This is a genomic window from Niveibacterium umoris, assembly GCF_014197015.1.
GTDB classification, from domain to species: domain Bacteria; phylum Pseudomonadota; class Gammaproteobacteria; order Burkholderiales; family Rhodocyclaceae; genus Niveibacterium; species Niveibacterium umoris.
In genome coordinates this window covers 263,856-289,084 of record NZ_JACIET010000001.1, presented here as the reverse complement: position 1 = coordinate 289,084, position 25,229 = coordinate 263,856, and the positions used below count along the sequence as shown (strand labels likewise).

At 67.1% G+C, this 25,229-nt stretch carries 25 protein-coding genes and 1 tRNA gene; 14 read left to right on the top strand and 12 right to left on the bottom strand.

From position 1 onward, the window contains the following. Positions 1-41: 41 nt before the first annotated feature. Positions 42-3,320, bottom strand: a complete 3,279-nt coding sequence (locus tag GGR36_RS01280; protein ID WP_183631045.1) for a S41 family peptidase — start codon at positions 3,318-3,320, stop codon at positions 42-44. A gap of 141 nt (positions 3,321-3,461) precedes the next feature. On the opposite strand from GGR36_RS01280, the gene GGR36_RS01275 reads away from it, so the two are divergent. Beyond that, positions 3,462-3,537, top strand: a tRNA-Ala gene (locus GGR36_RS01275). 413 nt (positions 3,538-3,950) lie between these two features. Here the strand turns inward: GGR36_RS01275 and GGR36_RS01270 are convergent. Then, a complete protein-coding gene (locus tag GGR36_RS01270) occupies positions 3,951-4,709 on the bottom strand; it encodes an SDR family NAD(P)-dependent oxidoreductase (protein ID WP_183631044.1) in 759 nt (252 codons plus the stop codon). 134 nt (positions 4,710-4,843) lie between these two features. Between GGR36_RS01270 and GGR36_RS01265 the strand changes: the two genes are divergently transcribed. From GGR36_RS01265 to GGR36_RS01205, 13 genes are all read left to right on the top strand, one after another. After that, entirely contained in the window at positions 4,844-5,752 is a 909-nt protein-coding gene (locus GGR36_RS01265; RefSeq protein ID WP_183631043.1) for a LysR family transcriptional regulator, read from the top strand. A gap of 59 nt (positions 5,753-5,811) precedes the next feature. Next, on the top strand, positions 5,812-6,576 hold the full coding sequence (locus GGR36_RS01260; protein WP_244971033.1) for a S1 family peptidase: 765 nt from the start codon (positions 5,812-5,814) through the stop codon (positions 6,574-6,576). Positions 6,577-6,896: 320 nt separating this feature from the next. Then, entirely contained in the window at positions 6,897-7,547 is a 651-nt protein-coding gene (gene ccmA / locus GGR36_RS01255; protein ID WP_183631042.1) for a cytochrome c biogenesis heme-transporting ATPase CcmA, read from the top strand. Further along, the gene (ccmB, locus tag GGR36_RS01250) at positions 7,544-8,209 is read left to right on the top strand and encodes a heme exporter protein CcmB (protein WP_183631041.1); all 666 of its coding nucleotides are present in this window, start codon (positions 7,544-7,546) and stop codon (positions 8,207-8,209) included. The genes ccmA and ccmB overlap by 4 nt, the downstream gene beginning before the upstream one ends. Beyond that, on the top strand, positions 8,206-8,955 hold the full coding sequence (gene ccmC / locus GGR36_RS01245) for a heme ABC transporter permease CcmC (protein WP_183631038.1): 750 nt from the start codon (positions 8,206-8,208) through the stop codon (positions 8,953-8,955). The genes ccmB and ccmC overlap by 4 nt, the downstream gene beginning before the upstream one ends. After that, entirely contained in the window at positions 8,952-9,146 is a 195-nt protein-coding gene (gene ccmD, locus GGR36_RS01240; RefSeq protein WP_183631030.1) for a heme exporter protein CcmD, read from the top strand. Before ccmC ends, ccmD begins: the two co-directional genes overlap by 4 nt. Then, a complete protein-coding gene (gene ccmE, locus GGR36_RS01235) occupies positions 9,143-9,583 on the top strand; it encodes a cytochrome c maturation protein CcmE (RefSeq protein ID WP_183631028.1) in 441 nt (146 codons plus the stop codon). The genes ccmD and ccmE overlap by 4 nt, the downstream gene beginning before the upstream one ends. Continuing rightward, complete coding sequence (locus GGR36_RS01230) at positions 9,580-11,520, top strand: heme lyase CcmF/NrfE family subunit (RefSeq protein ID WP_183631026.1); 1,941 nt, start codon at positions 9,580-9,582, stop codon at positions 11,518-11,520. Before ccmE ends, GGR36_RS01230 begins: the two co-directional genes overlap by 4 nt. Next, on the top strand, positions 11,517-12,044 hold the full coding sequence (locus tag GGR36_RS01225; RefSeq protein ID WP_183631024.1) for a DsbE family thiol:disulfide interchange protein: 528 nt from the start codon (positions 11,517-11,519) through the stop codon (positions 12,042-12,044). Before GGR36_RS01230 ends, GGR36_RS01225 begins: the two co-directional genes overlap by 4 nt. Next, a complete protein-coding gene (locus GGR36_RS01220; protein ID WP_183631022.1) occupies positions 12,041-12,514 on the top strand; it encodes a cytochrome c-type biogenesis protein in 474 nt (157 codons plus the stop codon). Before GGR36_RS01225 ends, GGR36_RS01220 begins: the two co-directional genes overlap by 4 nt. Then, positions 12,511-13,758, top strand: a complete 1,248-nt coding sequence (gene ccmI, locus GGR36_RS01215) for a c-type cytochrome biogenesis protein CcmI (protein ID WP_183631020.1) — start codon at positions 12,511-12,513, stop codon at positions 13,756-13,758. Before GGR36_RS01220 ends, ccmI begins: the two co-directional genes overlap by 4 nt. A gap of 49 nt (positions 13,759-13,807) precedes the next feature. Next, positions 13,808-14,368 (top strand): hypothetical protein, encoded by a 561-nt coding sequence (locus GGR36_RS01210; protein WP_183631013.1) that lies wholly within the window; start codon positions 13,808-13,810, stop codon positions 14,366-14,368. Positions 14,369-14,506: 138 nt separating this feature from the next. After that, positions 14,507-15,220: a PEP-CTERM sorting domain-containing protein gene (locus tag GGR36_RS01205; protein WP_183631011.1), complete on the top strand. Its 714-nt coding sequence runs from the start codon at positions 14,507-14,509 to the stop codon at positions 15,218-15,220. 87 nt (positions 15,221-15,307) lie between these two features. Here GGR36_RS01205 and GGR36_RS01200 read toward each other — a convergent pair whose 3' ends face one another. From GGR36_RS01200 to GGR36_RS01155, 10 genes are all read right to left on the bottom strand, one after another. Continuing rightward, positions 15,308-16,021: a hypothetical protein gene (locus GGR36_RS01200; RefSeq protein ID WP_183631006.1), complete on the bottom strand. Its 714-nt coding sequence runs from the start codon at positions 16,019-16,021 to the stop codon at positions 15,308-15,310. Further along, positions 16,018-18,831, bottom strand: coding sequence for a CHAT domain-containing tetratricopeptide repeat protein (locus GGR36_RS01195; protein WP_221229471.1), 2,814 nt, complete (start codon positions 18,829-18,831; stop codon positions 16,018-16,020). The genes GGR36_RS01200 and GGR36_RS01195 overlap by 4 nt, the downstream gene beginning before the upstream one ends. Positions 18,832-18,902: 71 nt before the next feature. Further along, the gene (locus tag GGR36_RS01190) at positions 18,903-19,535 is read right to left on the bottom strand and encodes an OmpA family protein (protein WP_183630986.1); all 633 of its coding nucleotides are present in this window, start codon (positions 19,533-19,535) and stop codon (positions 18,903-18,905) included. A 44-nt stretch (positions 19,536-19,579) separates the two neighbouring features. Then, positions 19,580-19,888, bottom strand: coding sequence for a hypothetical protein (locus GGR36_RS01185; RefSeq protein WP_183630984.1), 309 nt, complete (start codon positions 19,886-19,888; stop codon positions 19,580-19,582). Between the two features lie 45 nt (positions 19,889-19,933). Beyond that, the gene (locus GGR36_RS01180; protein WP_183630982.1) at positions 19,934-20,863 is read right to left on the bottom strand and encodes a hypothetical protein; all 930 of its coding nucleotides are present in this window, start codon (positions 20,861-20,863) and stop codon (positions 19,934-19,936) included. Beyond that, complete coding sequence (locus tag GGR36_RS01175; protein ID WP_207064339.1) at positions 20,860-21,189, bottom strand: hypothetical protein; 330 nt, start codon at positions 21,187-21,189, stop codon at positions 20,860-20,862. Before GGR36_RS01175 ends, GGR36_RS01180 begins: the two co-directional genes overlap by 4 nt. 3 nt (positions 21,190-21,192) lie before the next feature. Then, the gene (locus tag GGR36_RS01170) at positions 21,193-21,834 is read right to left on the bottom strand and encodes a hypothetical protein (protein ID WP_183630978.1); all 642 of its coding nucleotides are present in this window, start codon (positions 21,832-21,834) and stop codon (positions 21,193-21,195) included. Positions 21,835-21,883: 49 nt separating this feature from the next. Continuing rightward, entirely contained in the window at positions 21,884-22,453 is a 570-nt protein-coding gene (locus tag GGR36_RS01165) for a hypothetical protein (protein WP_183630976.1), read from the bottom strand. Continuing rightward, a complete protein-coding gene (locus GGR36_RS01160; protein ID WP_183630974.1) occupies positions 22,453-23,049 on the bottom strand; it encodes an RNA polymerase sigma factor in 597 nt (198 codons plus the stop codon). Before GGR36_RS01160 ends, GGR36_RS01165 begins: the two co-directional genes overlap by 1 nt. A gap of 13 nt (positions 23,050-23,062) precedes the next feature. After that, positions 23,063-25,213, bottom strand: coding sequence for a caspase family protein (locus GGR36_RS01155; RefSeq protein ID WP_183630972.1), 2,151 nt, complete (start codon positions 25,211-25,213; stop codon positions 23,063-23,065). Between the last annotated feature and the right edge of the window lie 16 nt (positions 25,214-25,229).

Here is a 25,229-nt window from a genome sequence, read left to right as displayed (position 1 = left end):
TGGCGTGGCACGGGGTCGGCCACGCGCATCGCATCCGGAGATCAGCCCTTGGGCGGCCAGCTTGGCAGATCCAGCCTGGGGCGTTGCGAGAAGTCGGGCACCCGAGGCGGCTGTTTGCTGAGCGCGGCAAGCGCAACCTCGACTGATTTGTCGAGTTGCGGATCGCGATCGTTGGCGTAGTCCTGCGGCGCGATGTCGACATGAATGTCGGGCTCGGTGCCCCAGTTCTCCACACCCCAACCCACGTCCTTGAACCAGAAACTGAATTCCGGCTGGGTGGTGATGGTGCCGTCGACCAGTCGATGTCGCGGCCAGATACCGATCACACCGCCCCAGGTGCGCGTGCCGACCAAGGGGCCGAGGCCCATCAGCTTGAAGCAGTGCGAAAAGATGTCGCCATCCGAGCCCGCGTGCTGGTTGGTCACGCACACCACCGGGCCCGCCACCGCATACGCGGGGTAAGGCTCGGGCGCGCCCCAGCGCGAAACGTCGTAACCGAGCACACGGCGCGCGAGCTTTTCAAGCAGCAATTGCGAGACATGGCCGCCGCGGTTGAAGCGCGCGTCAACGATCAGCCCTTCGCGCAGGCTCTCGGTGCGCAGGTAACGGTGAAATTCCGAGAAGCCCCAAGTGACCATGTCCGGGATGTGCAGGTAGCCCAAGCGACCGCCAGAGAGTTCGCGCACCCTCGCGCGGTTGGCCTCGACCCATTCGCGGTAACGCGCCGCATCTTCACCCGGCAGCGCGCGCACCACCGCGCGGCGACGGTTGCCGCCATCGGCGTCGGCGAGCAGCAGTTCGACTTTGCGGCCCGCGCGCGCCACAAGGCGCGCCTGCGGCGGATGTTCGCGGTCGCATGCCAGACCGTCGATTGCGAGCAGCCGCTCCCCCGGCTTGGCCTTGACGCCCACCGCGGCGAGCGGCGAATCATGACCTTCGCGCCAGGCATCGCCGCGCACCAGGCGTTCGATGCGGTAGCAGGCGTTCGCTTCGTCCCACGAGAATTCGGCACCCAGGTGCCCGAGCGGCAAAGCGGCCACGCGCTTGCGATCGCCACCCGATTCGTAGCAATGCGAAGTCGCGAGTTCGCCCTGCATTTCCCAGATCAGATCGGAGAGTTCTTCGCGCGTCGAAATGCGTTCGACCAGCGGCGCGTAGCGCGCCCAGATACGGCCCCAGTCGACGCCGCTCATGTCGGCCGTCCAGAACTGGTCGCGTTGCAGGCGCCAGACTTCGCGCAGCATCTGCCGCCATTCCGATCGCGGATCGACCTCCACCTGCACGCGATCGAGATCGACCCAGCCGGATTCGCGCGAGAAGTCGCCGATCTCGGTTTCCTCTTTCGGTTTCTCGCCGATCTTGAAGGCACGAATACCCTCGCTGGTGTCGGCGATCAGCGCCTTGCCCGGCAGCGCGAGCAGGAAGCCAGCGACATCGGGGAGCACCGTGTCGAGCTTCTGCTCACGCATGTCCCAGCTCTGCAGCAGCGCGTCGGCCACATCATGCTCGTCGTCGCTCTCGGTCGTTACCGGATGCAGCGTCCAGTAAACGATGCCCTTCGCGGCGTCGATGCGACCGTAGCGACCAGCGCCGACCGGAAAGGCGCGAACCCGGTCGGCAAGGCCTTCGAGTTCCACCACGACCGGCTTGGGCGGGCGTTTCTTGTCGGCGGATTCGTCGGCCTTCGTGTCGCTTTCCGCGCCGCCCTCCTCGTCGCCCTCTTCCTCATCGTCGTCGTCCTCATCCTCGTCGTCATCGTCGCCAAACCCGCGCGGCAAGGGTTCGAAGGGGTCGACGCCGTCCGCCTGCAAGGCCACCAGGTAAGGGCGTGTCGCACGCGGAAAGGAAAGGTCAAAGACGATCTCGTCGTAGACCGGCTCGAAGGCGCGGGTCGAGAGGAAGAAAAGGTACTTGCCGGACGGGTCCCAGGCGGGCGAAAAATCGTCGAAATCCTCACCGCTCGCCATGCCACTGCGGCCGGTAGCGATCTCCAGCAGCTTGATCGCGCGCGCCGCACGGCTGACCGAAAAGTCGTAGGCGAGCCACGCACCATCGGGCGAGAACGCCGGTTCGTCGATACGGCGGTAGTCGCAGCGGTCGAGCAGGCGCGATTCGCGCGTCTCGAAGTCGGCAAACCAGAGTTCGTTGCGATGATTGGTCACCACCAGCCGCCGCCCGTGCGGCGCGGCAACGATGCCGGTGACGCGGCCGAAATCAGCGTCCAGCACCTGCACGCCATCGTCGGTGTGCAGTTCGAGCCGCTCCTCGCCGCTGGCGTCGGAGATCACCACCACGCCGGCGCCCTCCGCCAGCCACACCGGCAAGCGGTAGCGCGCGCCCTGCTCCTGCCCGAGCTGGCGCATCGCTCCTTCCCACAAGGGCAGACTCACTGCCTTGCCGCGCACCGACAGCGCCAGCGTGTGGCCGTCCGGATGCACGCTCAGGGCATCGAGTTCGGCGTCACCGCTGACAAATTTGCGCGCCAGTTGCGGCCGCGCCGCGGGCACTTCGACGTCGATCGCCGCGACGGTGCCGCTGGCCGGGTCGAACCGATAAAGCTCACCACCGCATTGATAGACGATCGTGCGACCGTCAGTGGAGGCATGGCGCACATAGTGTTCGCCATGTTCGGTGTGACGGCGCAGATCCGCACCGCCGGGCTCGCACGAATACAGGTTGCCGATGCCTTCATGGTCGGATATGAACCAGATCCGCGCGCCGATCCACATCGGGCACGCCATGTTGCCGGCTTTGCGCACGTCGCCGAAAGGATCGAGCTGGGCAAACTCGCCGCTGCCCGTCGTGTCGACCCACAGATGCCCGGCAGTGCCGCCGCGGTATCGCTTCCAAAGCGCCGGGTCGCTCGTGTTGCGCCCGAGCACACAGCCGCCGTCGCCACCCCACGCAATCTCGCTCGCCATGCCCCACGGCAGCAACACCGGCAGCGGCGCATCCAGTGCCACGGTGAACAAGCGGCGCATGTGGTGGAAGGGCTGGTCCGCGTTGCTTGCAATCACCACCCGGCCGTCTGGCGTCCAACCCGCCACCGCGGTCTGCGCGCCCAACCAGGTCAATCGCCGCGCAGCGCCCCCCTGCGCCGGCATTACATACAACTCGGAATGGCTCTCGTCCGTCGCGATGAAGGCCAGCCAGGTGCCGCACGGCGAGAAACGCGGAAAACCCACCAGCCCGCGCCCACCCGAGATCCGCCGCGCCACCCCACCCGCCAGCGGCACCGACCACAAGTCATCGTCGGTGACGAAGACCAGCGTATCGCCGGCCACAGTCGGAAAGCGGAGGTAAGCGGGAACCTGGGACATGCGGAAACTCCATCCGGCGCAGAAACGGCGGGCGCGCCGCGAATTCAGGGAAACCGCGAATTATGCCACCACCCCCACGCAAGCCCCGCCCGAAGGTATTGGCAGAATCAAAAACCCGAAGCTATAATTGCGCCCTCTTGTGGGGGGGTAGCTCAGCTGGGAGAGCGCCGCGTTCGCAATGCGGAGGTCGGGAGTTCGATCCTCCTCCTCTCCACCACAGAATTCTTATTCAGATCAAGGGCTTGGCGTGACGCGCCGAGCCCTTTTTCTTTGGCGTCGCCGGATTTGGTGAAATGGCACAGGACGCTGAGCTTTAAATCGTCCCGAGGCAATGCAAATGTTCAGACAGGCGTGGACGCACCAGATTTCGCCCCCGTAGATACGCGGGAGTCAGTCGGGGCTCCCGAAACTCGGAATCTGGACATGGCGAGTTGTTAAGAAGAATGTTTCATCTTGGACGCTGCCCCACTCTGAAGTACCGAGGCTTTTCGTAATCACTAAGAGATTGCTTGGCAGGAGAAAGACCAAGATGCCGCCTGCCTGGCTGAACGGCAGATAGCCAAGCTCATTGCGCCGGGTGCGGTGGCCTGATGCGTATTGCCGCCGCCCCTGCCCAAGCGAGCCCGCCGCTCAGAGGAACATGCCGCCCGAGGCTTCGATGCGTTGCGCGTTGATCCACCGCGCATCATCCGAGAACAGCGCAGCGATGAGGTCGCCGATATCGTCGGGCTGGCCGACGCGGCCGAGGGCGGTTTGCGCGGCGACGAAGGCGTTGAGCTGGGCGTTGTCGCGCACCGCGCCGCCGCCGAAATCGGTTTCGATGGCGCCGGGGGCGAGCACGTTCACCGCGATGCCGCGCGGGCCGAGTTCCTTGGCGAGGTACTTTGTCAGCACTTCGACCGCGCCCTTCATGCTGGCGTAGGCGGCGTAGCCGGGCAGCGCGAAACGGGTGAGGCCGGTGGATACGTTGAGGATGCGGCCGCCATCTGCCAGCAGGGGCAGCAGCGCCTGGGTGAGGAAGAACACGCCCTTGAGGTGGATGGCCATCATCTGGTCGAACTGCGCCTCGGTGGTGTCGGCGAAGGCCGCATGCGCGCCGGAACCGGCGTTGTTGAGCAGGTAGTTGAACTGCTCGCGTTGCCAGACGCTTTGCAGTTGCGCCTTGACCTGCGCCGCGAAGACGGGGAAGGACGCAGCGTCCGCCACATCCAGTTGCAGCGCGACGGCGCGGGCGCCGAGCTTTTGGGCTTCGGCGACCACGGCGTCGGCTTCGGCCCGCTGGTTGCGATAGGTCAGGATCAGGTCGACGCCACGGGCGGCGAGCTTGAGTGCGGCGTTGCGGCCGAGGCCCCGGCTTCCGCCGGTGATGAGTGCGATCCTGCGGGTCATGTGAGGCTCCTTCTGGGGTCAGGGCGCGCCGGAACCAGCGCGATGGAACGCATCCTATTGACTGCCCTTCACAAGATAAACTGGCCGCAATCGATTAAACTGTTCGCCAACGCAGAACAATCAAAGGGCGGCGGATGGATCAGCTCGACACGTTGCGGATCTATGTACGGGTGGCGGAAATGGCGAGCTTCACGCAGGCCGCGCAAAGTCTGGGCCTGCCCAAGGCGAGCATTTCGACCGCGGTGCAGCGCCTTGAATTGCAGATGGGCACGCGGCTGCTCCACCGCACCACCCGCCGGGTGCAGATGACGCACGACGGGCAGGCCTTCTACGAGCGCAGCAAGGATCTGCTCGCCGACGTTGAGGAACTGCAGGGCATGTTCCGGCTGGGCGATCAGGCACTGCAGGGGCGCCTGAGGGTGGATCTGCCGCTGGGCGTGGCGCGCTCGGTGGTAATGCCGCAGTTGCCCGCGTTCCTGCGGGCGCATCCGGGGCTGGAGATCGAATTCAGCAGTACGGACCGCCGGGTAGATCTGGTGCGCGAGGGTTTCGACTGCGTGCTTCGCGTCGGGCCGCTCGCCGATTCGAGCCTGGTCGCGCGACCACTCGGCCGCTACCGGCTGATCAACTGCGCCAGCCCGGCCTACCTCGCCGCGCACGGCACACCGCGCACGCTGGCCGACCTCGCCCGCCACAGTCTGATCCACTATGTGCCGACATTGGGCACGAAGTCGCAGGGCTTTGAATACCACGATGCGAGCAGCGGCGAGGCCCGCTTCGTGACGATGGCGGGCGCCGTCACTGTCAATAACTCAGACGCCTATCAGGCCGCCTGCCTGGCCGGGCTCGGCTTGATCCAGGTGCCGGCCGCCGGCGTGCGCCCGCTGATCGAACAAGGGCTGCTGGTGGAAGTGCTGCCGGACTTTCGCGCGGCGTCGATGCCGGTATCGCTGCTGGTCGGCAACCGGCGCCATATCCCGAAGCGGGTGCAGGTCTTCATGGCCTGGCTCGGCGAGGTGATGGCGCCCCACCTCGAAGCCTGACGCCGGGCCCGCCAGACAATTGCACCGGGCAAGGCGTGCACTGCCGCAACATTGCGCGCATGCTGGGCCTGCCCCCCAACGGAAAGTACCTGATGATCGAACCGATTCTGCTGTGCGCCGTACCGGTATGGACCTTCGACGGTGATCGCCTTCTGACCAACGCGAGCGGCTTCTTCTTCGAGCGCGGCTCCCGTCTGTTCCTCGTCACCAGCCGCCATGTGATGTGCGATGAAGACAGCGGCCACAACCCAGACCGCATCGAGATCGAGTTGCACATCGATGCGAGCAACATGGCGCGCTCCACCGGCTTTTCGGTGCCCCTGTTCCGCAACGGCCGCAGCCTGTGGCGGCAGGGCAAGGATTCGGCCGGCGAGGTGGATGTCGCGATCATCGAACTCGAACGCAATGCCCTGCCGCCCGGCACGGTGTACTACGCGTTCGGGCCGCAGCACCTGCAACAACGCGAAGACCACATCGAGGTGGGTTCGTCGATCCTGGTGGTGGGCTACCCGCTCGGCTTTCACGACACGCTGCACCACCTGCCGGTGGTGCGGCAGGCGGGCATCGCCTCGTCCTTTGGCCTGCGCTTCCAGGGCGAGGGCTACTTCCTGACCGATGCGCGCACCCACCGCGGCGGCAGCGGCGCGCCTGTGGTGATGCGCATCACCGACCCTGCCCGCCAGCGCGACGACCTGCCCTGGCTGCTGCTGGGCGTGCATTCGTCGCGGCTCGATGTCGGCACACGCGACCTCAAGCTCGACGAGGCGCTGGGCCTCAACTGCGCGTGGTACGCCGACATCCTGATGACGCTGACCGAACACTGATGCACGGCGAGCGCCTCGTGCCGCACAGCACACCCATGCGCAAACGGAACTTGACGCAGCGCATTCCAAACCAGGGCCGACTCCCCCACCATACGGCCGCGTCTGGTCGCGCGACCCGCCAACCCGACCCGGCAGGTCGGGGCGAATGAATTACCATTGCGTTCTGGCGCCGGACAAAGAGCCGGCCCGACCCGACCCCGGTACGACAATCACGACACGTTGGTAAATAGAAACATGATCGTCAGGCAAGTCTTGCGCAGTTCCCGCGCCACACCACCGTCAGGCCGCGCCTGCCCCACCCGGGACGGGAAGCTGCCTGCATGACGCAAGCCCCTATCCGCCACAGCGCCAGCCAACTGAGCGCCGACCGCCTCTCCTGCATCCGCGGCGACCGCACGCTCTTCACCGGGTTGAGTTTCAGCCTCGACGCGGGCGAGTGGATGTACGTGCGCGGCAGCAACGGCGCCGGCAAGACCAGCCTGCTGCGCCAGCTCGCGGGCCTCTCGCACCCGGCCGAAGGCAGGGTGCTGTGGAACGCGCAGGAAATCGGCGCCGCTGGCGACACCTACCGCCAGGCCCTGCTGTACCTCGGCCACCACGCCGGCGTGAAGGAAGAACTGACGCCGCTGGAAAACCTGCGCCTTGCTTCGGCGCTGGATGGCGGGCACCTGAGCGAGAAGGCAGCGCTGTCTGCGCTATCGCGCTTCGGCCTGCGTGGTCGCGAAGACCTGCCGGTGAAGTTTCTGTCACAGGGACAGCGCCGCCGGGTGCTGCTGAGCCGTCTGCTGACGCGCGAAGCGCAGTTGTGGATTCTCGATGAACCGCTCGCGGCGCTCGACGTGAAGGCGGTGGACCTGCTCGGCGAACTGCTGGCCGGCCACCTTGCGCGCGGCGGCATCGCGATCCTCACCAGCCACCAGGCGATCCCGCTGCCCGGTAGCCGCGAACTGATGCTGGAGGGCGCGCCATGAACACGCTGATGGCCGTGATCCGGCGCGATCTACTACTGGCGGTGCGCCGCAAGAGCGAGGCGCTGACCGCGCTGTTCTTCTTCGTCATCGTCGCCAGCCTGTTCCCGCTCGGCATCGGGCCAGATCCGCACCTGCTGCGCAAGATCGGCCCCGGCATCCTGTGGGTGTCGGCACTGCTGGCCACGCTGCTGGGCCTCAACCGCATGTTCGCCGACGACTTCCACGACGGCACGCTGGAACAGATGGCCGTATCGCCGACGCCGATGGGCTGGCTGGTCGGCGGCAAGATCTTCGCGCACTGGATGGTGTCCGGCCTGCCGCTGGTGGTGCTGGCGCCGGTGCTGGGGCTGCAGTTCGACCTGCCGCCCGACGCGCTGGGCCTGCTCACGCTGGGCCTGCTGATCGGCACCCCGCTGCTGTCGATGATCGGCGCGATCGGCGCTGCGCTGACGCTGGGCCTGCGCGGGGGCGGCGCGTTGCTGTCGCTGATCGTGCTGCCGCTCTACGTGCCCGCGCTGATCTTCGGCGCCGGCGCGGTGGAAGCGCACCTGCAGGGGCTCGCGGCCGGCGGTCATCTGTCGCTGCTCGCGGCGATGCTGGCACTTTCGATATTCTTCGCCCCTCTGGCCGTGACGGCCGCCATCAGGATTGCACTCGAATGAGCAACCGCCTCATCAACTGGTTCCATTACTCGAGCCCCGCCACCTTCTACCCGCTCGCCGGCAAGATGGTGCCGTGGTTTACCGCACTGGCGGTGATCTTCTGCGTCGCCGGCCTGTGGATCGGCTTCTTCGTCGCACCCACCGACTTCCAGCAGGGCGAGGGTTACCGCATCATCTTCCTGCATGTGCCGACCTCGTGGATGTCGATGTTCATCTACCTGGTCATGGCCTTCTGGTCGGCGGTCGGGCTGACGCTGAACACGCGGCTGTCGGGCGTGATGGCCACGGCGCTGGCGCCCACCGGCGCGATCATGGCCGCGCTGTCGCTGTGGACCGGCGCGCTGTGGGGCAAGCCGATGTGGGGCACCTGGTGGATCTGGGACGCGCGGCTGACCTCCGAACTGATCCTGTTCTTCCTCTACCTGGGCTACATCGCGCTGCGCTCGGCGATCGACGACCCGCGCCGCGGCGACAAGGCCTGCGCGGTGCTGGCGCTGGTCGGCGTGGTGAACATCCCGATCATCTATTTCTCGGTGCAGTGGTGGAACACGCTGCACCAGGGGTCGTCGGTGTCGATGACCCGCTCGCCTTCGATGGCGCACACGATGCTGTGGGGCATGCTGCTGATGGCGCTGGCAGCGTGGATGTACACCATCGCCGTCGCACTGGTGCGCGCGCGCGCCATCATCCTCGAGCGGGAACGTCACGCCGATTGGGTTGTCCGACTGCCGGAGCTGAACGCATGAACTGGAACTCACCCGCTGAATTCTTCGCGATGGGCGGCTACGCCCTTTACGTGTGGGGCAGCTTTGCCGCCTGCGTGCTGGCGGTGATCGTCGAAGTGGTGCTGGTGCGCAATCGGCGCAGCGAAATCCTGTCAAGTCTGCGCCGCGAACACCGGGCAGACGAAATCGAAGCAGAAGGAAAGGCAACATGAAGGCTCGTCACAAACGTCTTGCGATCATCCTCGGCGCGCTGGCATCGCTCGCCATCGCCGCGGGGCTGATCCTCAACGCGCTCAACAGCAACATCGCGCTCTTCGTGACGCCGAGCGACGTCGTCGCCGGCAAGGCGCCGAGCGGCGCAGCCTTCCGCATCGGCGGGCTGGTCAAGCCGGGCAGCCTGCAGCGCGACGGCCTTACCGCAAACTTCGTCGTCACCGATACCGCCAAGGAAATCCCGGTCGCCTACACCGGCATCCTGCCCGACCTCTTCAAGGAGGGTAAGGGCGTGGTCGCGCAGGGCAAGCTCGATCCGACCGGCAAGTTCACCGCCACCGAAGTGCTCGCCAAGCACGACGAAAACTACATGCCACCGGAAGCCAAGCACGCGGTGGAACAGGCCCACAAGGCAGGGACGACGCTCAAACAATGAACCCGGAATTCGGACACTTTGCGCTGATCCTCGCGCTCCCCGTCGCCCTGCTGCAGGGCATCCTTCCACTGCTTGGCGCGCACCGCGGCGACCGCACCTGGATCGCGCTCGCTCGCCCCGCGGCACAGGCGCTCTTCCTGCTGCTGGCGACGAGCTTCGTGTGCCTCGCAATTGCCTTTGTCGGCGACGATTTCTCGGTGCGCTATGTCGCCGAGCACTCGAACTCGCAACTGCCCTCGATCTACAAGTTCGCCGCGGTGTGGGGCGGCCACGAGGGTTCCTTCCTGCTGTGGCTGCTGATGCTGTCGGGCTGGACGCTGGCGGTGTCGCTGTTCTCGCGCAGCCTGCCGGATGAAATGGTCGCCCGCGTGATCGGCGTGCTCGGTCTGGTCGCCGCCGGCTTCCTGCTCTTCGTGCTGGTCACCTCGAACCCCTTCGACCGCCTGATCCCGGCTGCGCCGGACGGCGCCGACCTCAACCCGCTGCTGCAGGATCCGGGCCTGGTGGTGCACCCGCCGATGCTCTACATGGGCTACGTCGGCTTCTCGGTGGCCTTCGCCTTCGCGCTCGCCGCGCTGCTCGCCGGCCGGCTCGATGCCGCCTGGGCGCGCTGGTCACGGCCGTGGACGCTGGCCGCGTGGATCTCGCTGACCTTGGGCATCGCGCTCGGTTCCTACTGGGCGTATTACGAATTGGGCTGGGGCGGCTGGTGGTTCTGGGACCCGGTCGAGAACGCATCGTTCATGCCCTGGCTGGTCGGCACCGCGCTGATCCATTCGCTGGCGGTCACCGAGAAGCGCGGCAGCTTCCGCAACTGGACAGTACTGCTCGCGATCGGCGCCTTCTCGCTGTCGCTGCTGGGCACCTTCTTGGTCCGCTCGGGCGTGCTGACCTCGGTGCACGCCTTCGCCACCGACCCGCGCCGCGGCATCATGATCCTGATCCTGCTCGCGCTGGTGATCGGCAGCTCGCTCGCGCTGTTCGCCTGGCGCGCGCCGAAGAGCGGACTCGGCGGCCGCTTCGCACTGTTGTCGCGCGAAACGCTGCTGCTCTGCAACAACGTGCTGCTGGTGGTCGCCGCGGCCTGCGTGCTGCTTGGCACCCTGTACCCGCTGGCGATCGACGCGCTGGGCCTGGGCAAGCTGTCGGTCGGCCCGCCCTACTTCAACTCGGTCTTCGTGCCGGTGGTGATCCCGATCTTCCTGCTCGCCGCAATTGGCCCGCTGCTGCGGTGGAAGCAGTCGTCCAAGGCCGACCTGCTGCCGCGCCTGCGCCTGCCCGCCGTGGTAGGCCTCGTGGCGGCGGTCGCGCTGCCGCTGATCGCCGGCAAGTGGACCTTCGGCGCCGCACTCGGCAGCTTCTGCGCGCTATGGCTCGCCACATCGATGGTCGCGCAGTTGCGCGAGCGCCTGCGCAGCGGCATGCCGCCGGCCGGTTACTGGGGCATGCAGATCGCCCACTTCGGGCTCGCCATCAGCATCCTCGGCGTCGCCTTCGTGAAGCATTACGAAGCCGAGCGCGACGTACGCATGGAGCCGGGCGAGACCACCGTGGTCGGCGGCTACAGCTTCACGCTCAAGAGCGTCACCGAGCGCATGGGCCCGAACTACCGCGCGGCGGTCGGGGAAGTGGAACTATCGCGCGACGGCAAGCTGCTCGACACCCTGCACCCGGAAAAGCGCCAGTACAACAGCTCGGCGATGCCGATGACCGAGACCTCGATCGACTCCGGCCTGTTCCGCGACCTTTATGTGTCGCTGGGCGAGCCACTCGATGGCAAGGCCTGGGCCGTGCGTGTGTATTACAAACCGATGGTCATCTGGATCTGGAGCGGCGCCCTGCTGATGGCGTTCGGCGGCATCCTTGCGGCAAGTGACCGCCGTTACCGCATGCGCGCGAAAAGCGCCGCCACCGGCCTGGAAGGAGTCCGCGCATGAAGCGCATCGTCTGGATTCCCATCGTCCTGTTCGTCGTGCTGCTCGGCTTTCTCGCCGTCGGCCTGAACAAGGACCCGCACAGCATCCCCTCGCCACTGATTGACAAGCCGGCGCCGGCCTTCCGCGTGCCGCAGCTCGGCGACGCCAGCAAGACCTTCAGCCCCGAAGACATGCGCGGCAAGGTCTGGATGCTGAACGTGTGGGCGTCGTGGTGCGTGTCGTGCCGTGACGAGCATCCGGTCCTGGTCGCGTTCTCGCGCACCAACACCGTTCCGCTGGTCGGGCTCGACTACAAGGATCAGCCCGCCGACGCCAAGCGCTGGCTCGGCCAGTTCGGCAATCCGTATTCGCTGGTCGCGGTCGATGCGGATGGCCGCGTCGGCATCGACTACGGCGTGTACGGCGTGCCGGAAACCTATGTGATCGACCGCAACGGCGTGATCCGCTTCAAGCAGATCGGCCCGGTGACCCAGGAAGTGCTCGACCAGACCATCCTTCCGCTGATCAAGAAACTCTCGACATGAAACGACTCGCCCTGCTCTTCGCAGCGCTGTGCCTGAGCGGCGCGGTGCTGGCCAAGGACGCCCGCCCGCTGGCCGAAGACGAAGCCGTTGAACAACGCATGATCGCGATCAGCGAAGAACTGCGCTGCCTCGTCTGCCAGAACGAATCGCTGGCCGGCTCGCATGCCGAACTCGCCGAGGACCTGCGCCGCGAGATCCGCACGATGATCAAGGCAGGCAAGACCGACGCCGAGATCATGGACTTCCTCGTGCAGCGTTACGGCGATTTCGTGCGCTACCGCCCGCCGCTCAAGGCCACCACCCTGCTGCTGTGGGGAGGCCCCTTCGTGCTGCTGCTGGGCGGCATCGCCGGCCTGCTGATCTACCTGCGCCAGCGTAACGCTGCCGTCGAACAACCGCTGGACGAGGCCGAACGCCGCAAGGCTGAAGCCCTGATCGCGGACGCCGAGAAACGGAACGTCACCGAATGACCACTTTCATCATTGCCACCGCCGCGCTGACCGTTCTGGTGCTCGGCCTCCTCACCCGCCCGTTCATCTTCCGGCGTGGCCAAGCCGCCGCGGTCGACATGGGCCGGCTCAATGCCAGCATCCTGCGTGACGAGATCGCCGCGCTCGAACGCGAACATGCAAGTGGTGCGCTGACCGCGGAAGAATTCGCCGCCGCGCGTGACGACGTGCATCGCCGCCTGATCGACGATGCCGGCACCGCCACGCCAGCCGCCGCCCGTACCACTCGGCCGCGCTGGACCGTGATCCCGGTAGTATTGCTGCTGCCGCTGGTCGCCGGTGCGATCTACGCCAAACTGGGCACCCCCGCGGCCGTCACCGGCATCGCACCGCAAGCCGCGGCCGGACAGCCGGACGTGAACAAGATGGTCGCCAACCTGGCCGCCAAGCTGGAGGCCGAACCGAATAATCCCAAGGGCTGGGCGATGCTCGGTCGGTCCTACAAGGTGATGGGGCGTTTCAACGACGCCGCCGCCGCCTTCGAACGCATCGGCCCCGCGCTGGAAGAGAGCGCCGACTGGCTCGCCGAATACGCCGACACGCTTGCGATGACCACCGGCGGCAAGCTCGCCGGCAAGCCGGAGGCTTTCGCCCTCAAGGCGCTCAAGCTCGATCCGGAACATTTGCTGGCGCTGATGCTCGCCGGGTCCGCCGCGGCCGAGCGCGGCGACAACAAGACCGCGATCACCTACCTGCAGCACGCCTTGAGCAAGGTGCCGGACGAATCCGAAGATGCCGGCTTCCTCAAGAACGCGCTGGCGGAACTGCGCAGCCGCAGCGGCGAAGCACCGCTGGTTGAAGCACCGGCCGCGGCGCCGAGCGCCACCGCCAAGGCCGAAGCGACCACCGCACCGGCCGCCGCCACGCAACGCTCGATTGCCCTCGCCATTGGCATCGCACCTGCGCTCAAGGCCGACGCCGCTGGCAAGACACTGTTCGTGATCGCCCGCGCGCCGGGCGAGCGCATGCCACTGGCCGTGATCAAGCGTGGCACCGAAGGTCTGCCGGCCACGATCACCCTCGACGACAGCGCCTCGCTCAACGCCAACCGCCCGCTTTCCAGCGTGCCGGCGATCGAGATCGAGGCTCGCGTATCGGCGTCCGGCACGCCGCAGTCGGCCCCAGGCGACCTCTTCGGCATCGTGCAGGTCCGCGATGCCAACCAGAGCGCGCTCGCGGTGCAGATCGACCAGCGCCGCCAGTAGCCCCAGTGACCGTGCCTCGGACGGGGCACGGCGACGCCACCGAGCGCCGATGTCAGCCCGACTCAGCGAACGCATCCTCAAACTGATCGCGCGGGCCGAAGCGAGCCAGCATCTGCTTCTGGCTTGCCTCGGACTGGCGGCCGCCGGCACGCTGACCGCCGCCTACCCGATCACGCTGATCATCAGCACCGCCGTGCTGATCGCTCCGAAGCGCTGGCGCAGCATCGCTGCAGTGTCCACGCTGGGCAGCGCGCTGGGCGCCTGCGCCCTGGTCATCCTCTTCCACCACATGGCTTGGGAACAGCTTTACGCCCACTTCCCGGCACTTGGCACGCACCCGCGCTGGCACCTCGTCACACAATGGACGCAGGCCTATGGCCTTGCCGCCCTGCTGCTTGTCGCCGCCCTGCCACTGCCGCAAACCCCGGCGCTGATCGTGCTGTCCGCGGTACGGCATGACTACCTCGGCGTCTTCCTGGCCGTCGCCGCCGGCAAGGCCATCAAGTACAGCGTCGTCGCGTGGGCGGTTTCGCACTTTCCGGACCGGCTGGTCGGTCGCATCGGGCGCTGGATCCGGCCCGGAACACCGCGATCGACGCCACGCCGATAGCACTGCGTCACCCTTGCGGGCACGATGTGCGCTGTGGCAACGCAGAGAAATCCGGCTACACGCGGCAACCTGCAATATGACATATGCAAGCACCTTGCTATGATGCCGGGGCTCCCCTACCCACTCCGGAGAAGACCCATGCATCATCACTTGCGCTTGCTGGTCTGCGCGACCTTGGTTTCCCTTGCCGCGCCAATCGCCTCTGCCGACCCGACCCACTTGTATCAGCTCGACGGCAGCCTGGCCGATGCCTTCGGCGGCCCGAGTCTGGTAGCCCACGGCGGCGTACTCGGCGCCACCAGCTACAGCTTTGAAGCCAATCAAGGCCTGAGCCTGGACGGCGCACTGCCGGCCGGCAACTACACGCTGGATCTGTCGTTCAGCTTCGGCGCCACCAGCAGCTGGCGCAAAGTGCTCGACTTCAAGGGGCTCACAAGTGACGCAGGGCTCTACAACTTCAACTCCGCGCTGCAGATCTGCGATTGCAGCACCCAGATCAATGGCCCGGCCAATGATTTCATCGCCGACAAGACCTTGCGCGTGACGCTGACGCGCGACGCGACGACCCAGGTCGTCAACGGCTACGTCAATGGCGCGCTGCGTGCGACCTACACGGACAGCAGCAACATCTTCGTGTTCAGCACGCCAAACCGGACAGTCAATTTCTTCATCGACGATTTCGCGACCGGTCAGGGCGAAGCCTCACGCGGCAAGGTCGATTACATCGCGGTGTATGACCACGCTCTGACCGGCGCCGAAGTCGCCGCAGTGCCAGAACCCGGAACGACGGCAATGATGCTGGCAGGTCTTGGCGTGCTGGCACTGGCCCGGCGACGCACACAGCGCACCTGAGCATCGGGCTCAACGATGCACCCCGGGCGTCCGCAACAGTGCCCGGGGTACGCTCGCCAATTCATCGACAGGCATTGCGGCCCAGATTCAGCGGCCCGTGCAGCGCATTCTTACCGGAGCCTTCCCCCCCAGTGATGCAAACCCTTGCATCAGCGCGCCTTCGATCGGCAGGAACTCCACCCCGCTCCAGTTGAGGAACAGTGCCGGCGCAGCACCTTCTCCGCTGCCCTTCAATTGCAGGTGCAGATAGTGTGCGCGGCAGCGGGAACACGCCTTCGCCGATATCAGCACCATTTCGCTTGAGGCCGAGTCGGGGCCGGAATAGCGCGCGCGATCGCCGCCAGACAAGTCCGCAGTGTGTGCACCGGCGGCGTCGCGCCAGCTGCAACGGAGTCCCGCATACCGGTCGTCGAGCCAGATCCTCGAAGGCAAAGCCAGATCCGCGGTGGGTTCGACTGCACGGAAGGCGCCGAAATACGGAAACACCTCTCGTCGCCAATAGTCGGCGCGCACCGACAGCGCCCCCTGCTCCAGGCGCTGCTGCGCCTCAGGCCAGCGTGCCGCGGCCGCCAGCAGCGCCTCGTTGCATTCCGGAGGGCCCTCGCAGCGCAGCGTCACCCAGCCGTCTGACGCGTCGCGCTCGATCAATGTCCAAGGCCCGGACTTCCACTGCCCCGGCGCCTCGACCAGCGACACGGCGGGCGACTCCGCACGCACCACAGCGCAGATCGGCAGGGTCTGCAATGCCAACACGCCAATCAGCGCCGCACGAGCCTTTCGCCAGGAAGTTGCAGCCATCATCTCCAGTCTCCGCTCAGTACGAAGGGCGCCCAGAAGTAGGGATGCGCCCAGGGGCGTGCCGGATCGATCCCGACTGCCTTCATGGTGCCACCGCCCGCCAGCTTGGCGCCGCGCTCGCTCTCGTCTGCGGCGACAGCGGCGCCTTGCAAGATCGCCAGTTGTGCCGTGCGCAGCGCGTTCCCGCGGCCCTCCGCGCGCGCCGAATAGAAACGCTGCATCAGCGCCGCAGTACTGGCATCGGCAACAGGCCACAGGCTCGCCAGCACGCTGCGGGCGCCCTGGCGCCGCACTGCGGCGGCGAGCCCTTCCACTTCCGCGCCGTTCTCGTTTGTGCCGCCGCCGCTGGCGGTGTTGCAGGCGGACAGCGTCAGCAACTGCACGTTGAGATAGTCGAGTGCGGCCAGTTCCCGCAGGCTCAGGGTGTTGCCATCGCCGAGCAGCAGCACCGAACGTTCCGCGTCGCCCGGTCGGAAATCGAAATGGCTGGCGATGTGCACCACGTTGAAGCGGCCGGATAAGGCATCCTCCAGCCCGCCACGATCGAATTCGCCATCGAGCAGCACCTCGCCTGGAAGGGTGCCGTCCGGATGCCTGGCGTCGCGCACGATGCGCCCCAATTCACCCGGCACCGCCGGCAAAGGCTTGAAGCCGGACGCCCCGCGCGCGGCGCCGAGCCCGGCGACCTGCCACTCGCCCGCAGGCCCACCGGACGGCGTTCCGCCCGCCTGCAGCCAATGCACCAGCGCGTAGCGTTCGACCAGAAACTGCTTGCCGTCGTGCAGGGCAGCGAACGGCAGATAGCGTAGCGATTCGGTCAGCGCCAGCACCAGCGTGGTGGCCTTGGCCGCTGCAAGGTCCGCTGCGATCGGCGCGACCAGCACCTGATGCAAGGCCTGCGCTGCCGGCAAGACGTCGGCGCGCGCTTCGATCGCCTGCCGCAGTGCCGCGACCCGGCGATTGAGTTCGACACGCCCGATCGCCACCTCACGCCCGAAGCTGCCGCGCCCGGTCGACACAACTATCGCCAGTCGCTGTTCGCCCACCACGTAGGACACGCCCACCGCACCGGGATCCGGCCGCACCAGCGTCTGCAGATCGCTGCCCCGGTGCAGCACCTCGGCACGCAGTTCCGTAGCATCGCTGACGAACTTCAGCGCGGACACCCATTTCTCGAAATCGATCTGCCATTGCAGCTGGCGCTGTTTGAGCGCCTGCAGCCGCTGTTGCGCCGCCTCGTCGAGCTTCTCGCCGGCCCGCTGGCGTCGTTGCAGCGCCGCCAGTTCGCTCGCCTCGGCCACGCCAGTGGCCACCAGCGCATCGCCCTGCTGCGCCGCGGACTTTTCCGCGCCAACGAATTCCGCCTGTGTGCGCTGGACATCGGAACGTTGCACGAGATCGGCAAGCTCGACCTCCTTGAGCATGGTCAGCACCTGTTCGGCTTCCGCGAGCCGCCCAAGGTCGACCAGCCAGCTCGCCAGTTCGCGATAGGCCCCGCCGTTTTCCTGCATCAGACTGCGCTGCAGTGCCGGATCGAGCGTGCGCGATTGCCCGCGGATGCGCTGCATCGCATTGATCGCCTGTTTGCCAACGAAAACCGCTTGCTCGGGGCGACCTGCCGCGTGATAGCGCGTCGCGAGCAACACGCCGGACTCGAATTCAACCTGCGGCACGCCGGCTGCGCGCGCGATCGCGAATGCACGCAGCGACAGCGCCAGGGCCTGCGTCGAGTCGCCACGCGCGGCAACGACGCTTGCCAGTCGCGCCATCGTGTCGGCCGTGCGCGCGTGGCCAGCACCCAGCGCCTGTTCGCGGATCGCGAGCGCCTCGCGGAAGTGCGCCTCGGCGGCTGCGAAGTCCCCTTTCAACTGCAGCAGCCAGCCCAGGTTGTGCAGGGTATCGGCGATGTCGGCATGCCCCGGCGGCAGTGCCGCGCGGCGGATCGCCAGCGCCTGGTCGTACCACGGTCGGGCCGCGTCGAATTGCCCGCCGCGCCGCAAGATGTCGCCGATGCTGCTCTGTGCGCTGGCAATGAAGGGGTGGCCGGCGGGCAGCACGCGCTGGCGCATCGCAAGCGCCTCCTCGTAGAGCTTGAGCGCCACCTCGTTCTGCCCGAGGTTTTCGTGTGCATAGGCCAGCTTGCTGAGGCTGTTGGTCGTGTCGGCATGATCGGGTGGCAATACCTTGCGGCGGATCTCGTAGGCGCGCCGATAGGTCGGCAGCGCATGGTCGAAATCGCCCAGCGCGCGATACAGGTCGCCAAGGTTCGAGAGATCGGTCGCCACATCGGCATGCACCTTGCCGCGCAGCTTCTCGTCCAGTTCGAGCGCGCGCTTGAGATGGATCGCCGCGTCCTGGTAGCGACCGAGCGTCTGCTCGACCAGACCGAGCCCGCCCACCGCCGCACTCAAGGCAGACGGATCGGCACCCGACGCCGTTTCGAGGATCGCGATCGCTTCGGTGTAGCTCTTCAGCGCTTCGTCGTACGCGCCGACACGGTACAGCAGCACCGCGCGATTGCCGGCAAGCGTGCCGCCCAATGCCGCATCCGGGCCGCTGCGCAACAGGCCAACAGCCTGCGCATAGAACTCGTTCGCCTCGGCATAGCGGCCGAGCTTTTCGCTGATCGCGGCGGCGTCGTTGAGCAGCACCGCGCGCGTGCGGGCGTCGCCGCTACCGGCAGCCTCGATCAGCGCGTTCGCGCGCTGCAGCGCGGCGTCGTAGCAACCCTTGTCGTAGAGCGCGAGCATGCCCCCGCGGCCCGCTGCCGCTGCGGCCTCCACCTTGGCGCACTCCGTGTCGGCGAATGCCACTCCTGTGACAGCGCCCGTCGCCAGTACCCAGGCAATGACGCGCAAACCAAGCGAACAAGGCGGGCTGCGCATCACTGTGCATGCAGAAGTTTGAACGAAGTGATCACGGGCGAACCGGGGTCCGCGCAGTCGCTCGCCCGCTGCCGTTTGCCACCGGAATCGCAAGCAGCCGACAGCGGCCCGGTCCGCTCGGTCGAACCGATGGTTTCGATCTGCCCCGCCGGCACCCCGCGCGCCACGAGGTAATCGCGCACGAGATCGGCCCGGTGCGCCGCGATCGCAAGCCGATATTCATCGGTGCCCGGCTCGTTGGCGTGGCCTTCTACGCGTATCGGCGACAGCAAGGTGTGCGCCAGCACCAACGCAGCGAGTTCATCGAGACGCCGCATGGCATCCGCCGACAACTGGTTCGCGTCGGCCGGAAACGCCGATTCGAGCACAAGGCTCAACGCATGCGGCGATTCGTCCGGATGCCCGGCCGCTGCCGCGGCCTGTCGCGCACGCGCCTGTTCGGCTGCCATCGCCGCAGCGCGACGCGCATCGTCAGCCGACTGCTCCGGGCCCGTGGCAGCCTCGGCACCTGACACCACCGCGCGCGCGTCGTCGCGAGCCTTGCGCGCGGCGGCATCAGCGGCATCGCTGGCCGACGCACTCGCGGAGGCCAGGCACAGGAGCAAGGAGACTGATCGAACGCCGCGCGTCATGTTCTTCAAGTTCGATTCCGAATCTGTGGATGGGGGCAGGTCCGTCACGGTGTCGGGCTTGGCGACGCAGGTTTCGACTGCCCGTCGTGCTGCATCACCAGGCCGCAAGACCCGAGCGGAAGCGTTCGCAGAGGCTTGAGGGCAGCATCCAGCCCGCTCAGGAACTGTAGCGAATCCAGGCGCGGCATACGCAGATCCCAGCGTTTCGCAGACGTGTTCGCCACAGGCTCGCCATTCACCGCTCGCGCGGCACCCACCGGCGCGGGTGCTTGCGGAGCCGCGTGCACTTGCGCCGCGGCCTGCGTGCCCGCGACACACAGCCCCAACGTCACCCGAACGAACAGTCCCTCCACAAGCGCCTCCTGTATGCGTCGGACCGACGACGCGCGGCCCTTGCACTACGACGTCGCGACGACTGAATCGTCAGGCGCGTGCAGCGGCAGGCCCGCCACGCCCAACAGGATCAGCGGCCACTCCAGCCACGCATGCACGCCGGCCGCCACGGCATAGAGCCCGCGCGCCGACTTGTAGTCGGTGAAGAAATACAGGCTAAGGCCGGCGCACAGCAGCAGCGCGAGGGGCCGCATCGGCAAGCCGCGCCACGCCGGCCCGATCGCGCGCGGCATCAGATACAGCACGGACAGATAGTGCAGACACTGTGCCCACACCAGCGCGGGCAGCGCCGCCGCAGCGAGCTGTGTCGAGCGGCCCTGCAGCCAGCCGATCTCCGATGGCGGAGTCGATCCTGTCGCGACGCCTGAATGCGCCCCCCACAGGAGCCCGCAGCACAGCAGCGGCGCAAGGAACATGACACCGAGCAGCGGACGTGCCGGCCAGCGCCCGATGCGGGCATCCGAGGGCATCAGGCCGAGCGGCGTGAAGTTGTGGGCGATCGCCAGCGCCGCGAGCACACCCACCACGTAGGGCGTATCGGCCACGGCGATCAAGCCTGCTGGCACGGCAAGGCCCACCGCAACGAAGGCGTAGCGCCGCGGACGCGGCAGGCGCGGCGTCATGAACACGGTAACGAACAGACACACGGCCAGACTGGCCGCATCGCAGGCCGCGGCCGTGGCTGCGTCAAGCCGCCCCGACCAGAGGCCGAATCTCGCCAGCGCCTGCATCGTGAGCACGCCCAGCAAGGGCATCCACAGCATACGTGGCAGCGCTGCGCCCCAGACCTGCCGTACCCAGGCAAGTTCCCACAGCACATGAGGCAGCCCGAATAGCGCAAGCGCGAAGAGGTAGAGCCCTTGCGGCTGCCACAGCGCGAGTAGCCCCAGCACCGCGGCCAACGCGATCCAGGCGGATTCGCGGACGCGCCTCATGCCAGCAGGCCGCCCAACAGGGCGGAAGCAAGGTTGGCGGCAAGTGACATCAACAAGGCAACGCGCGGCGTCAGCCCGGCCAGTACCGCCACCATCACCGCTTCGGCGAGCACCACCAGGGCCTCGATCAGCACCAGGCCGACCAGATAGTCGTGTGCGCCAAAGTGGCCGATTGCCTGCCAGGCGAACGGATGCGTGACGCAACTTGGCAACAGCGCGGCGGCGGCGCGCCACGCAGGCCCACGCCGCGACCGGGCGCTCGCGAACCAGACGATGGGTGCTTCGATCAGCAGCGTGACGCCCAGCGCGACGCCCTGCGACAACATCGTCTACTGGAACAGCTTGCGCCAGGCACTGACCGGTTTGAGCGTGAGCGCGGGTGCTGGTCGTTCCGGCTCGCAGGTGATGACCGGCCGTGTCAGTGTGCGACGGCCCTGAAAATAGGCCCCCATCTCGGCGCGCTGCACGGCGCACACGCCGTCGAAGCGGCGCGTGTCGGCGCCTATCGAAACTTCGGCGGTGCAAGGCTTGCCTGCTTCCAGCCCTTTGCAGAAGCGGTCGGCGGCAAGCGGCGGTTCGGCACACAGCCAGCCATGCGACTGCAGGGTCTGTGCCATCTCGGCATTGCGTGCGGCCACCTCGCACAATTGCTCGTCGGCCCGCCACGGCCCTTCCGGCAAGCCGCGTTCGATGCGGGGCGCGGGTTTGCGGGTGCACAGCAGATCGATCTGGAAGTCGCGCCTGTGCACCTCGCGCTCGCAGGTACCGCTGCCACCGCCCTCGAAGGGGGTGCCGGGAATCAGGCAGGCCGCACCGACACGGAGCCCTTCGCACCAGGCATCGGTGCGGTCGAAAGCGCCAGGATTGTTGCGATAGCGCTGCGCGACATCGGGCGCCTGCGGTGGCAGCACGTCGGCGCGGGCTGCAAGACACAGCAGCAACGCAGTGAGGGTCAGGGACACTTTGAACATGCACACTCCATCAGGCTGATCGGGCGACTGCAGCGGAAGGGTCGCCGCCTCACGGTTTGAATTCGATGCGGACACGGCCGGGCGTGGCTTCCAGAGCGAGCGCGGAGAAGGCTTGCGTCACGCCGGGCGACAGTGGCGCGACGAGTTCGCAGTCGACACTGAACACATTGCCGGACGCGTAGATGTCTGCGGCGACGCCTTCCTTGCGCAGGGCACTGACGAGACGCTCGGCCGCGGCGCGCGGTGTGGGGGTATGCACATCAAGACGCACAAAGGCGCCACGCCAGATCGGCGGTTCGGCGTAAGCCACGACCTCCGGCGCAGGTGGCGGCGCCTGCCGCATCACCACCAGGCCGATCGCCACCGCTGCCAGCGTCGCCGCCACGGCGTAAGACCAGGTCGGTAGCGCGTTGCGCGGCAAGAGGCGCTCGCGCCGCAGGCGAAATTGCAGGCGCTCGAGCGCGCGCGCTTCGTCGGCGGCATCGCCGGCTTGATCCGCCGCCGCCTCGGCAAGGATCGCTCGCCGCAAGGCCTGCGTTTCGCTGCGATTGCTGCGGCCAGGCTGCTGCCCGGCGACCTCTGCCAGCCAGCTGTCGATCTGCTCAGGGCGCTCGGCCATCACTCATCCTCCGCGATCAACTCGCGACATGGCAGCAGGAATTCGCGCAGGCGCTTGCGGCATTGCGACAGGTACTCGCGCGTGGCTGCCTCGGTGCGATCAAGGAAAGCTGCCACATCGCGCACGCTCCAGCCATCGAGCGCGGCGCGGCGCAGCGCCTCGGCGCGCTCGGGGTGGGCCCTGCCGAACGCCGCAAAGCCGCCCTGCACGCAGTCATCGAGCGCTTGCTGATCGCTGCTGTCGCTGTCGCACACAGTGGCGTCGGACACCCGCTGCCAGCCTTCGTCGTCGAGCTGTTCCTCGCGGCGTGGCGCGCGGGTGATGTCCGCCGCAAGGTTCCGCGCGATCTGATAGATCCAGCTCGACACGGCCGAGTCGCCGCGGAAGCTGGCCGCGTGCCTGACAACCCGCACGAAGACATCTTGCAGCGCATCTTCCGCCAGATCCGCCTGCACGCCGTGGCGAATCAGGAAGGCCAGCAGCGGTCGCCGGTACTCACGGAAGAGCCCGGCCACCCCGCGTTCACCCGCCTTGCCACCGGCGGCGATGTCGTCAAGCCAGCGCTGGTCGCGGGCGTTGCGTTCGGCGATTTCCATATCGCGGTCGGCCTTACTTGCGCACGGTCCAGTTGAACACCTGCATCGCGGTGCGCTGCCCGGGTGTCGCCGGCGTGAGCTTTGCACCGCGCGTGGCGTAGTCCGCGAAGCCTGCGTCGCGGAAAGCCGTCGTCTCGTCGTCTTCTGCCCCGCGCGTGCGGTTCGCCTGCGCGAGCGGCGGCTGTGCGAGGAAGGAAAAGTCTACGCGCTCGGCGAGCCCGCGCGCCTGCACGGCAATCGTTACAAGTCGCTCCAGCCCGGTGGTTTCGTCATCAATGTCGAGGGTGAAAGTACGCGAGGCCTTGGCCTCGAAACGGTTGCTCTCGCCATTGCTCGGGAACAGTGCCGACACGCCATAGCCGGCATCGAGGTAGAGAACCGTCACATCGAGTGGCAGGTTGCCTTGGTTAACGAGGCTGACCTCGACCTTGTCACCCGCATGCAGCACCGGGCTGCGTTCTGCGGTAATCGGCAGCGTCTTGCCGGCCGCGGTGACCTGTTTCATCGTGACGGCCAGCTTGCCGCCGGCGGCATCGCCCAACTGGCTGGCGATGCGCATCAGGTTGGTGGCACGCGCAACGCTGTGCAGCGCAGAGGCCAACTCTTCGCGCAGGGCCGGTGCGCCCTTGGCGGCGTTCCACTGCAGCGTGAGCGAGCCGGTGCGCAGTTCTTCTTCGCATTGCGTGCGCTCGGCGGCCTTCTTGCGTGCCGCGCAGTTAAGACCCTGCAGCGCGGGCGGGACAAGCTGCACGCGGTCACGGTAGGCCTTGACTGCAACATCGCCGGTCTCGGGCAAGGAAAACCAGTTGATTTGTGCGCCAGGAACGCCGTATTTCTTCAAGGCGTCGATCGGGCCGCGCGCGATGCAGGCGCTATCGCAATCGGTGAAGTCCGCGACCACCCGCAGGGTGTATTCGCCGGCGCTGCGGATCAGGCGGGCATGGGCGGCGGGGGGGATGTCCTTCGGATCGAGCGCCGGTTTGCCGCCGTGCGCCAGCGGCACCAGCGTGCTCGAGGCCAGCGCGACGTTGCGCGCCTCGGCATAGCCTATCGCCGCGTCGTCCTTGTCGAGCGGGCTGGCAACGATCGCCAGCAGAGACGCTTCGGTCACTTGCGCCAGCGCACCGGCCGGGATCGACGGCGTCGCACCCCGGTCGACCTTCCACTGGCGGATCGGCACGCTTTCCTGACCGAACAACAGGTCATCGAGGCGGGTACCGGAAAACAGGGGCGTAACGCGGCTCTGGTTCATGCCGCCGTACTGGCTGAGCACATGTTGCGCCAGCTGGCGATACGTCATCGGCGCGCCGGATTCGAGCGCCTGCATCAGTGTGAAGCCAAACAAGCCGAATGGCTTGCGGTCCGGGTGACCGAGCGGCAGTCGCATCTCAGGCGCAAGCTCGGTCGTCTGCGCGGCGTAGAAGAACACGCCACCGGCCATGCCTTTGGTGCTCGCCACCGGGTCGGCGGACGCCGCATCAGCCTTGCCGCGGGAGCGCACTGCATCGGCATTCGCGCGGTCGATTACCTTCGCAGGAATGCCCAGCGCATCCGGCGTGATGTAGCGATAGCGCACTTCGCTGCTGTCGCCCGCGCCACGAACCATGGTCGCGCTGTGACAGGAATCGAAGATCGCCCAGACGAAGGCCCCCTTGTCGATGATGCGGTCTACCGCGCGCCGCAACTCGTGGCTGACCAGCGCGTTCTGCACCGTCTGGCCTTCGTCGTTCCAGGCACCGATGTCGCGCGGCAGGAAGATTTCGAACAGACCGTCGGCCTCGTCGCGCCCTTCGGGCGTGTTGCGATCGGCCGGTTGCTGACTGCCGTGCCCGGAGAAATACAGCAGCACATAGTCGCCCTTGGCCGACTGCAGTGCCAGTTGGTCAAGCGCGTTCAGTATCGCCGCGCGGGTAGGAAGGCCGCTGGCCCCGGGAACACCATCGGCCAGCACGGTCATGTGGTTCGCAGCGAAACTGCGCTGCTGCAATAGATCGCGCAGGCGCTGGATGTCGTTGCGCGGGCCCTCGAGCTGGAAATTCTTGTCGAGCACCGGATACTCGGACACGCCCACCAGCAGCGCCCGCATCTCGCGCGCGTGCAAGGCCTTCAAGGGCAGCATCAGGGCAGCTACGGCAAACAGGATTACGCACGCAATGCGTTTCACGAACAGTCTCCGGATA

Bases quoted from the DNA above. Each gene is read 5' to 3' on its own strand.
- GGR36_RS01280 (WP_183631045.1), bottom strand. From the start codon at position 3,320: ATGTCCCAGGTTCCCGCTTACCTCCGCTTTCCGACTGTGGCCGGCGAT.
- GGR36_RS01270 (WP_183631044.1), bottom strand. From the start codon at position 4,709: ATGACCCGCAGGATCGCACTCATCACCGGCGGAAGCCGGGGCCTCGGC.
- GGR36_RS01265 (WP_183631043.1), top strand. From the start codon at position 4,844: ATGGATCAGCTCGACACGTTGCGGATCTATGTACGGGTGGCGGAAATG.
- GGR36_RS01260 (WP_244971033.1), top strand. From the start codon at position 5,812: ATGCTGGGCCTGCCCCCCAACGGAAAGTACCTGATGATCGAACCGATT.
- ccmA (WP_183631042.1), top strand. From the start codon at position 6,897: ATGACGCAAGCCCCTATCCGCCACAGCGCCAGCCAACTGAGCGCCGAC.
- ccmB (WP_183631041.1), top strand. From the start codon at position 7,544: ATGAACACGCTGATGGCCGTGATCCGGCGCGATCTACTACTGGCGGTG.
- ccmC (WP_183631038.1), top strand. From the start codon at position 8,206: ATGAGCAACCGCCTCATCAACTGGTTCCATTACTCGAGCCCCGCCACC.
- ccmD (WP_183631030.1), top strand. From the start codon at position 8,952: ATGAACTGGAACTCACCCGCTGAATTCTTCGCGATGGGCGGCTACGCC.
- ccmE (WP_183631028.1), top strand. From the start codon at position 9,143: ATGAAGGCTCGTCACAAACGTCTTGCGATCATCCTCGGCGCGCTGGCA.
- GGR36_RS01230 (WP_183631026.1), top strand. From the start codon at position 9,580: ATGAACCCGGAATTCGGACACTTTGCGCTGATCCTCGCGCTCCCCGTC.
- GGR36_RS01225 (WP_183631024.1), top strand. From the start codon at position 11,517: ATGAAGCGCATCGTCTGGATTCCCATCGTCCTGTTCGTCGTGCTGCTC.
- GGR36_RS01220 (WP_183631022.1), top strand. From the start codon at position 12,041: ATGAAACGACTCGCCCTGCTCTTCGCAGCGCTGTGCCTGAGCGGCGCG.
- ccmI (WP_183631020.1), top strand. From the start codon at position 12,511: ATGACCACTTTCATCATTGCCACCGCCGCGCTGACCGTTCTGGTGCTC.
- GGR36_RS01210 (WP_183631013.1), top strand. From the start codon at position 13,808: ATGTCAGCCCGACTCAGCGAACGCATCCTCAAACTGATCGCGCGGGCC.
- GGR36_RS01205 (WP_183631011.1), top strand. From the start codon at position 14,507: ATGCATCATCACTTGCGCTTGCTGGTCTGCGCGACCTTGGTTTCCCTT.
- GGR36_RS01200 (WP_183631006.1), bottom strand. From the start codon at position 16,021: ATGATGGCTGCAACTTCCTGGCGAAAGGCTCGTGCGGCGCTGATTGGC.
- GGR36_RS01190 (WP_183630986.1), bottom strand. From the start codon at position 19,535: ATGACGCGCGGCGTTCGATCAGTCTCCTTGCTCCTGTGCCTGGCCTCC.
- GGR36_RS01180 (WP_183630982.1), bottom strand. From the start codon at position 20,863: ATGAGGCGCGTCCGCGAATCCGCCTGGATCGCGTTGGCCGCGGTGCTG.
- GGR36_RS01175 (WP_207064339.1), bottom strand. From the start codon at position 21,189: ATGTTGTCGCAGGGCGTCGCGCTGGGCGTCACGCTGCTGATCGAAGCA.
- GGR36_RS01170 (WP_183630978.1), bottom strand. From the start codon at position 21,834: ATGTTCAAAGTGTCCCTGACCCTCACTGCGTTGCTGCTGTGTCTTGCA.
- GGR36_RS01165 (WP_183630976.1), bottom strand. From the start codon at position 22,453: ATGGCCGAGCGCCCTGAGCAGATCGACAGCTGGCTGGCAGAGGTCGCC.
- GGR36_RS01160 (WP_183630974.1), bottom strand. From the start codon at position 23,049: ATGGAAATCGCCGAACGCAACGCCCGCGACCAGCGCTGGCTTGACGAC.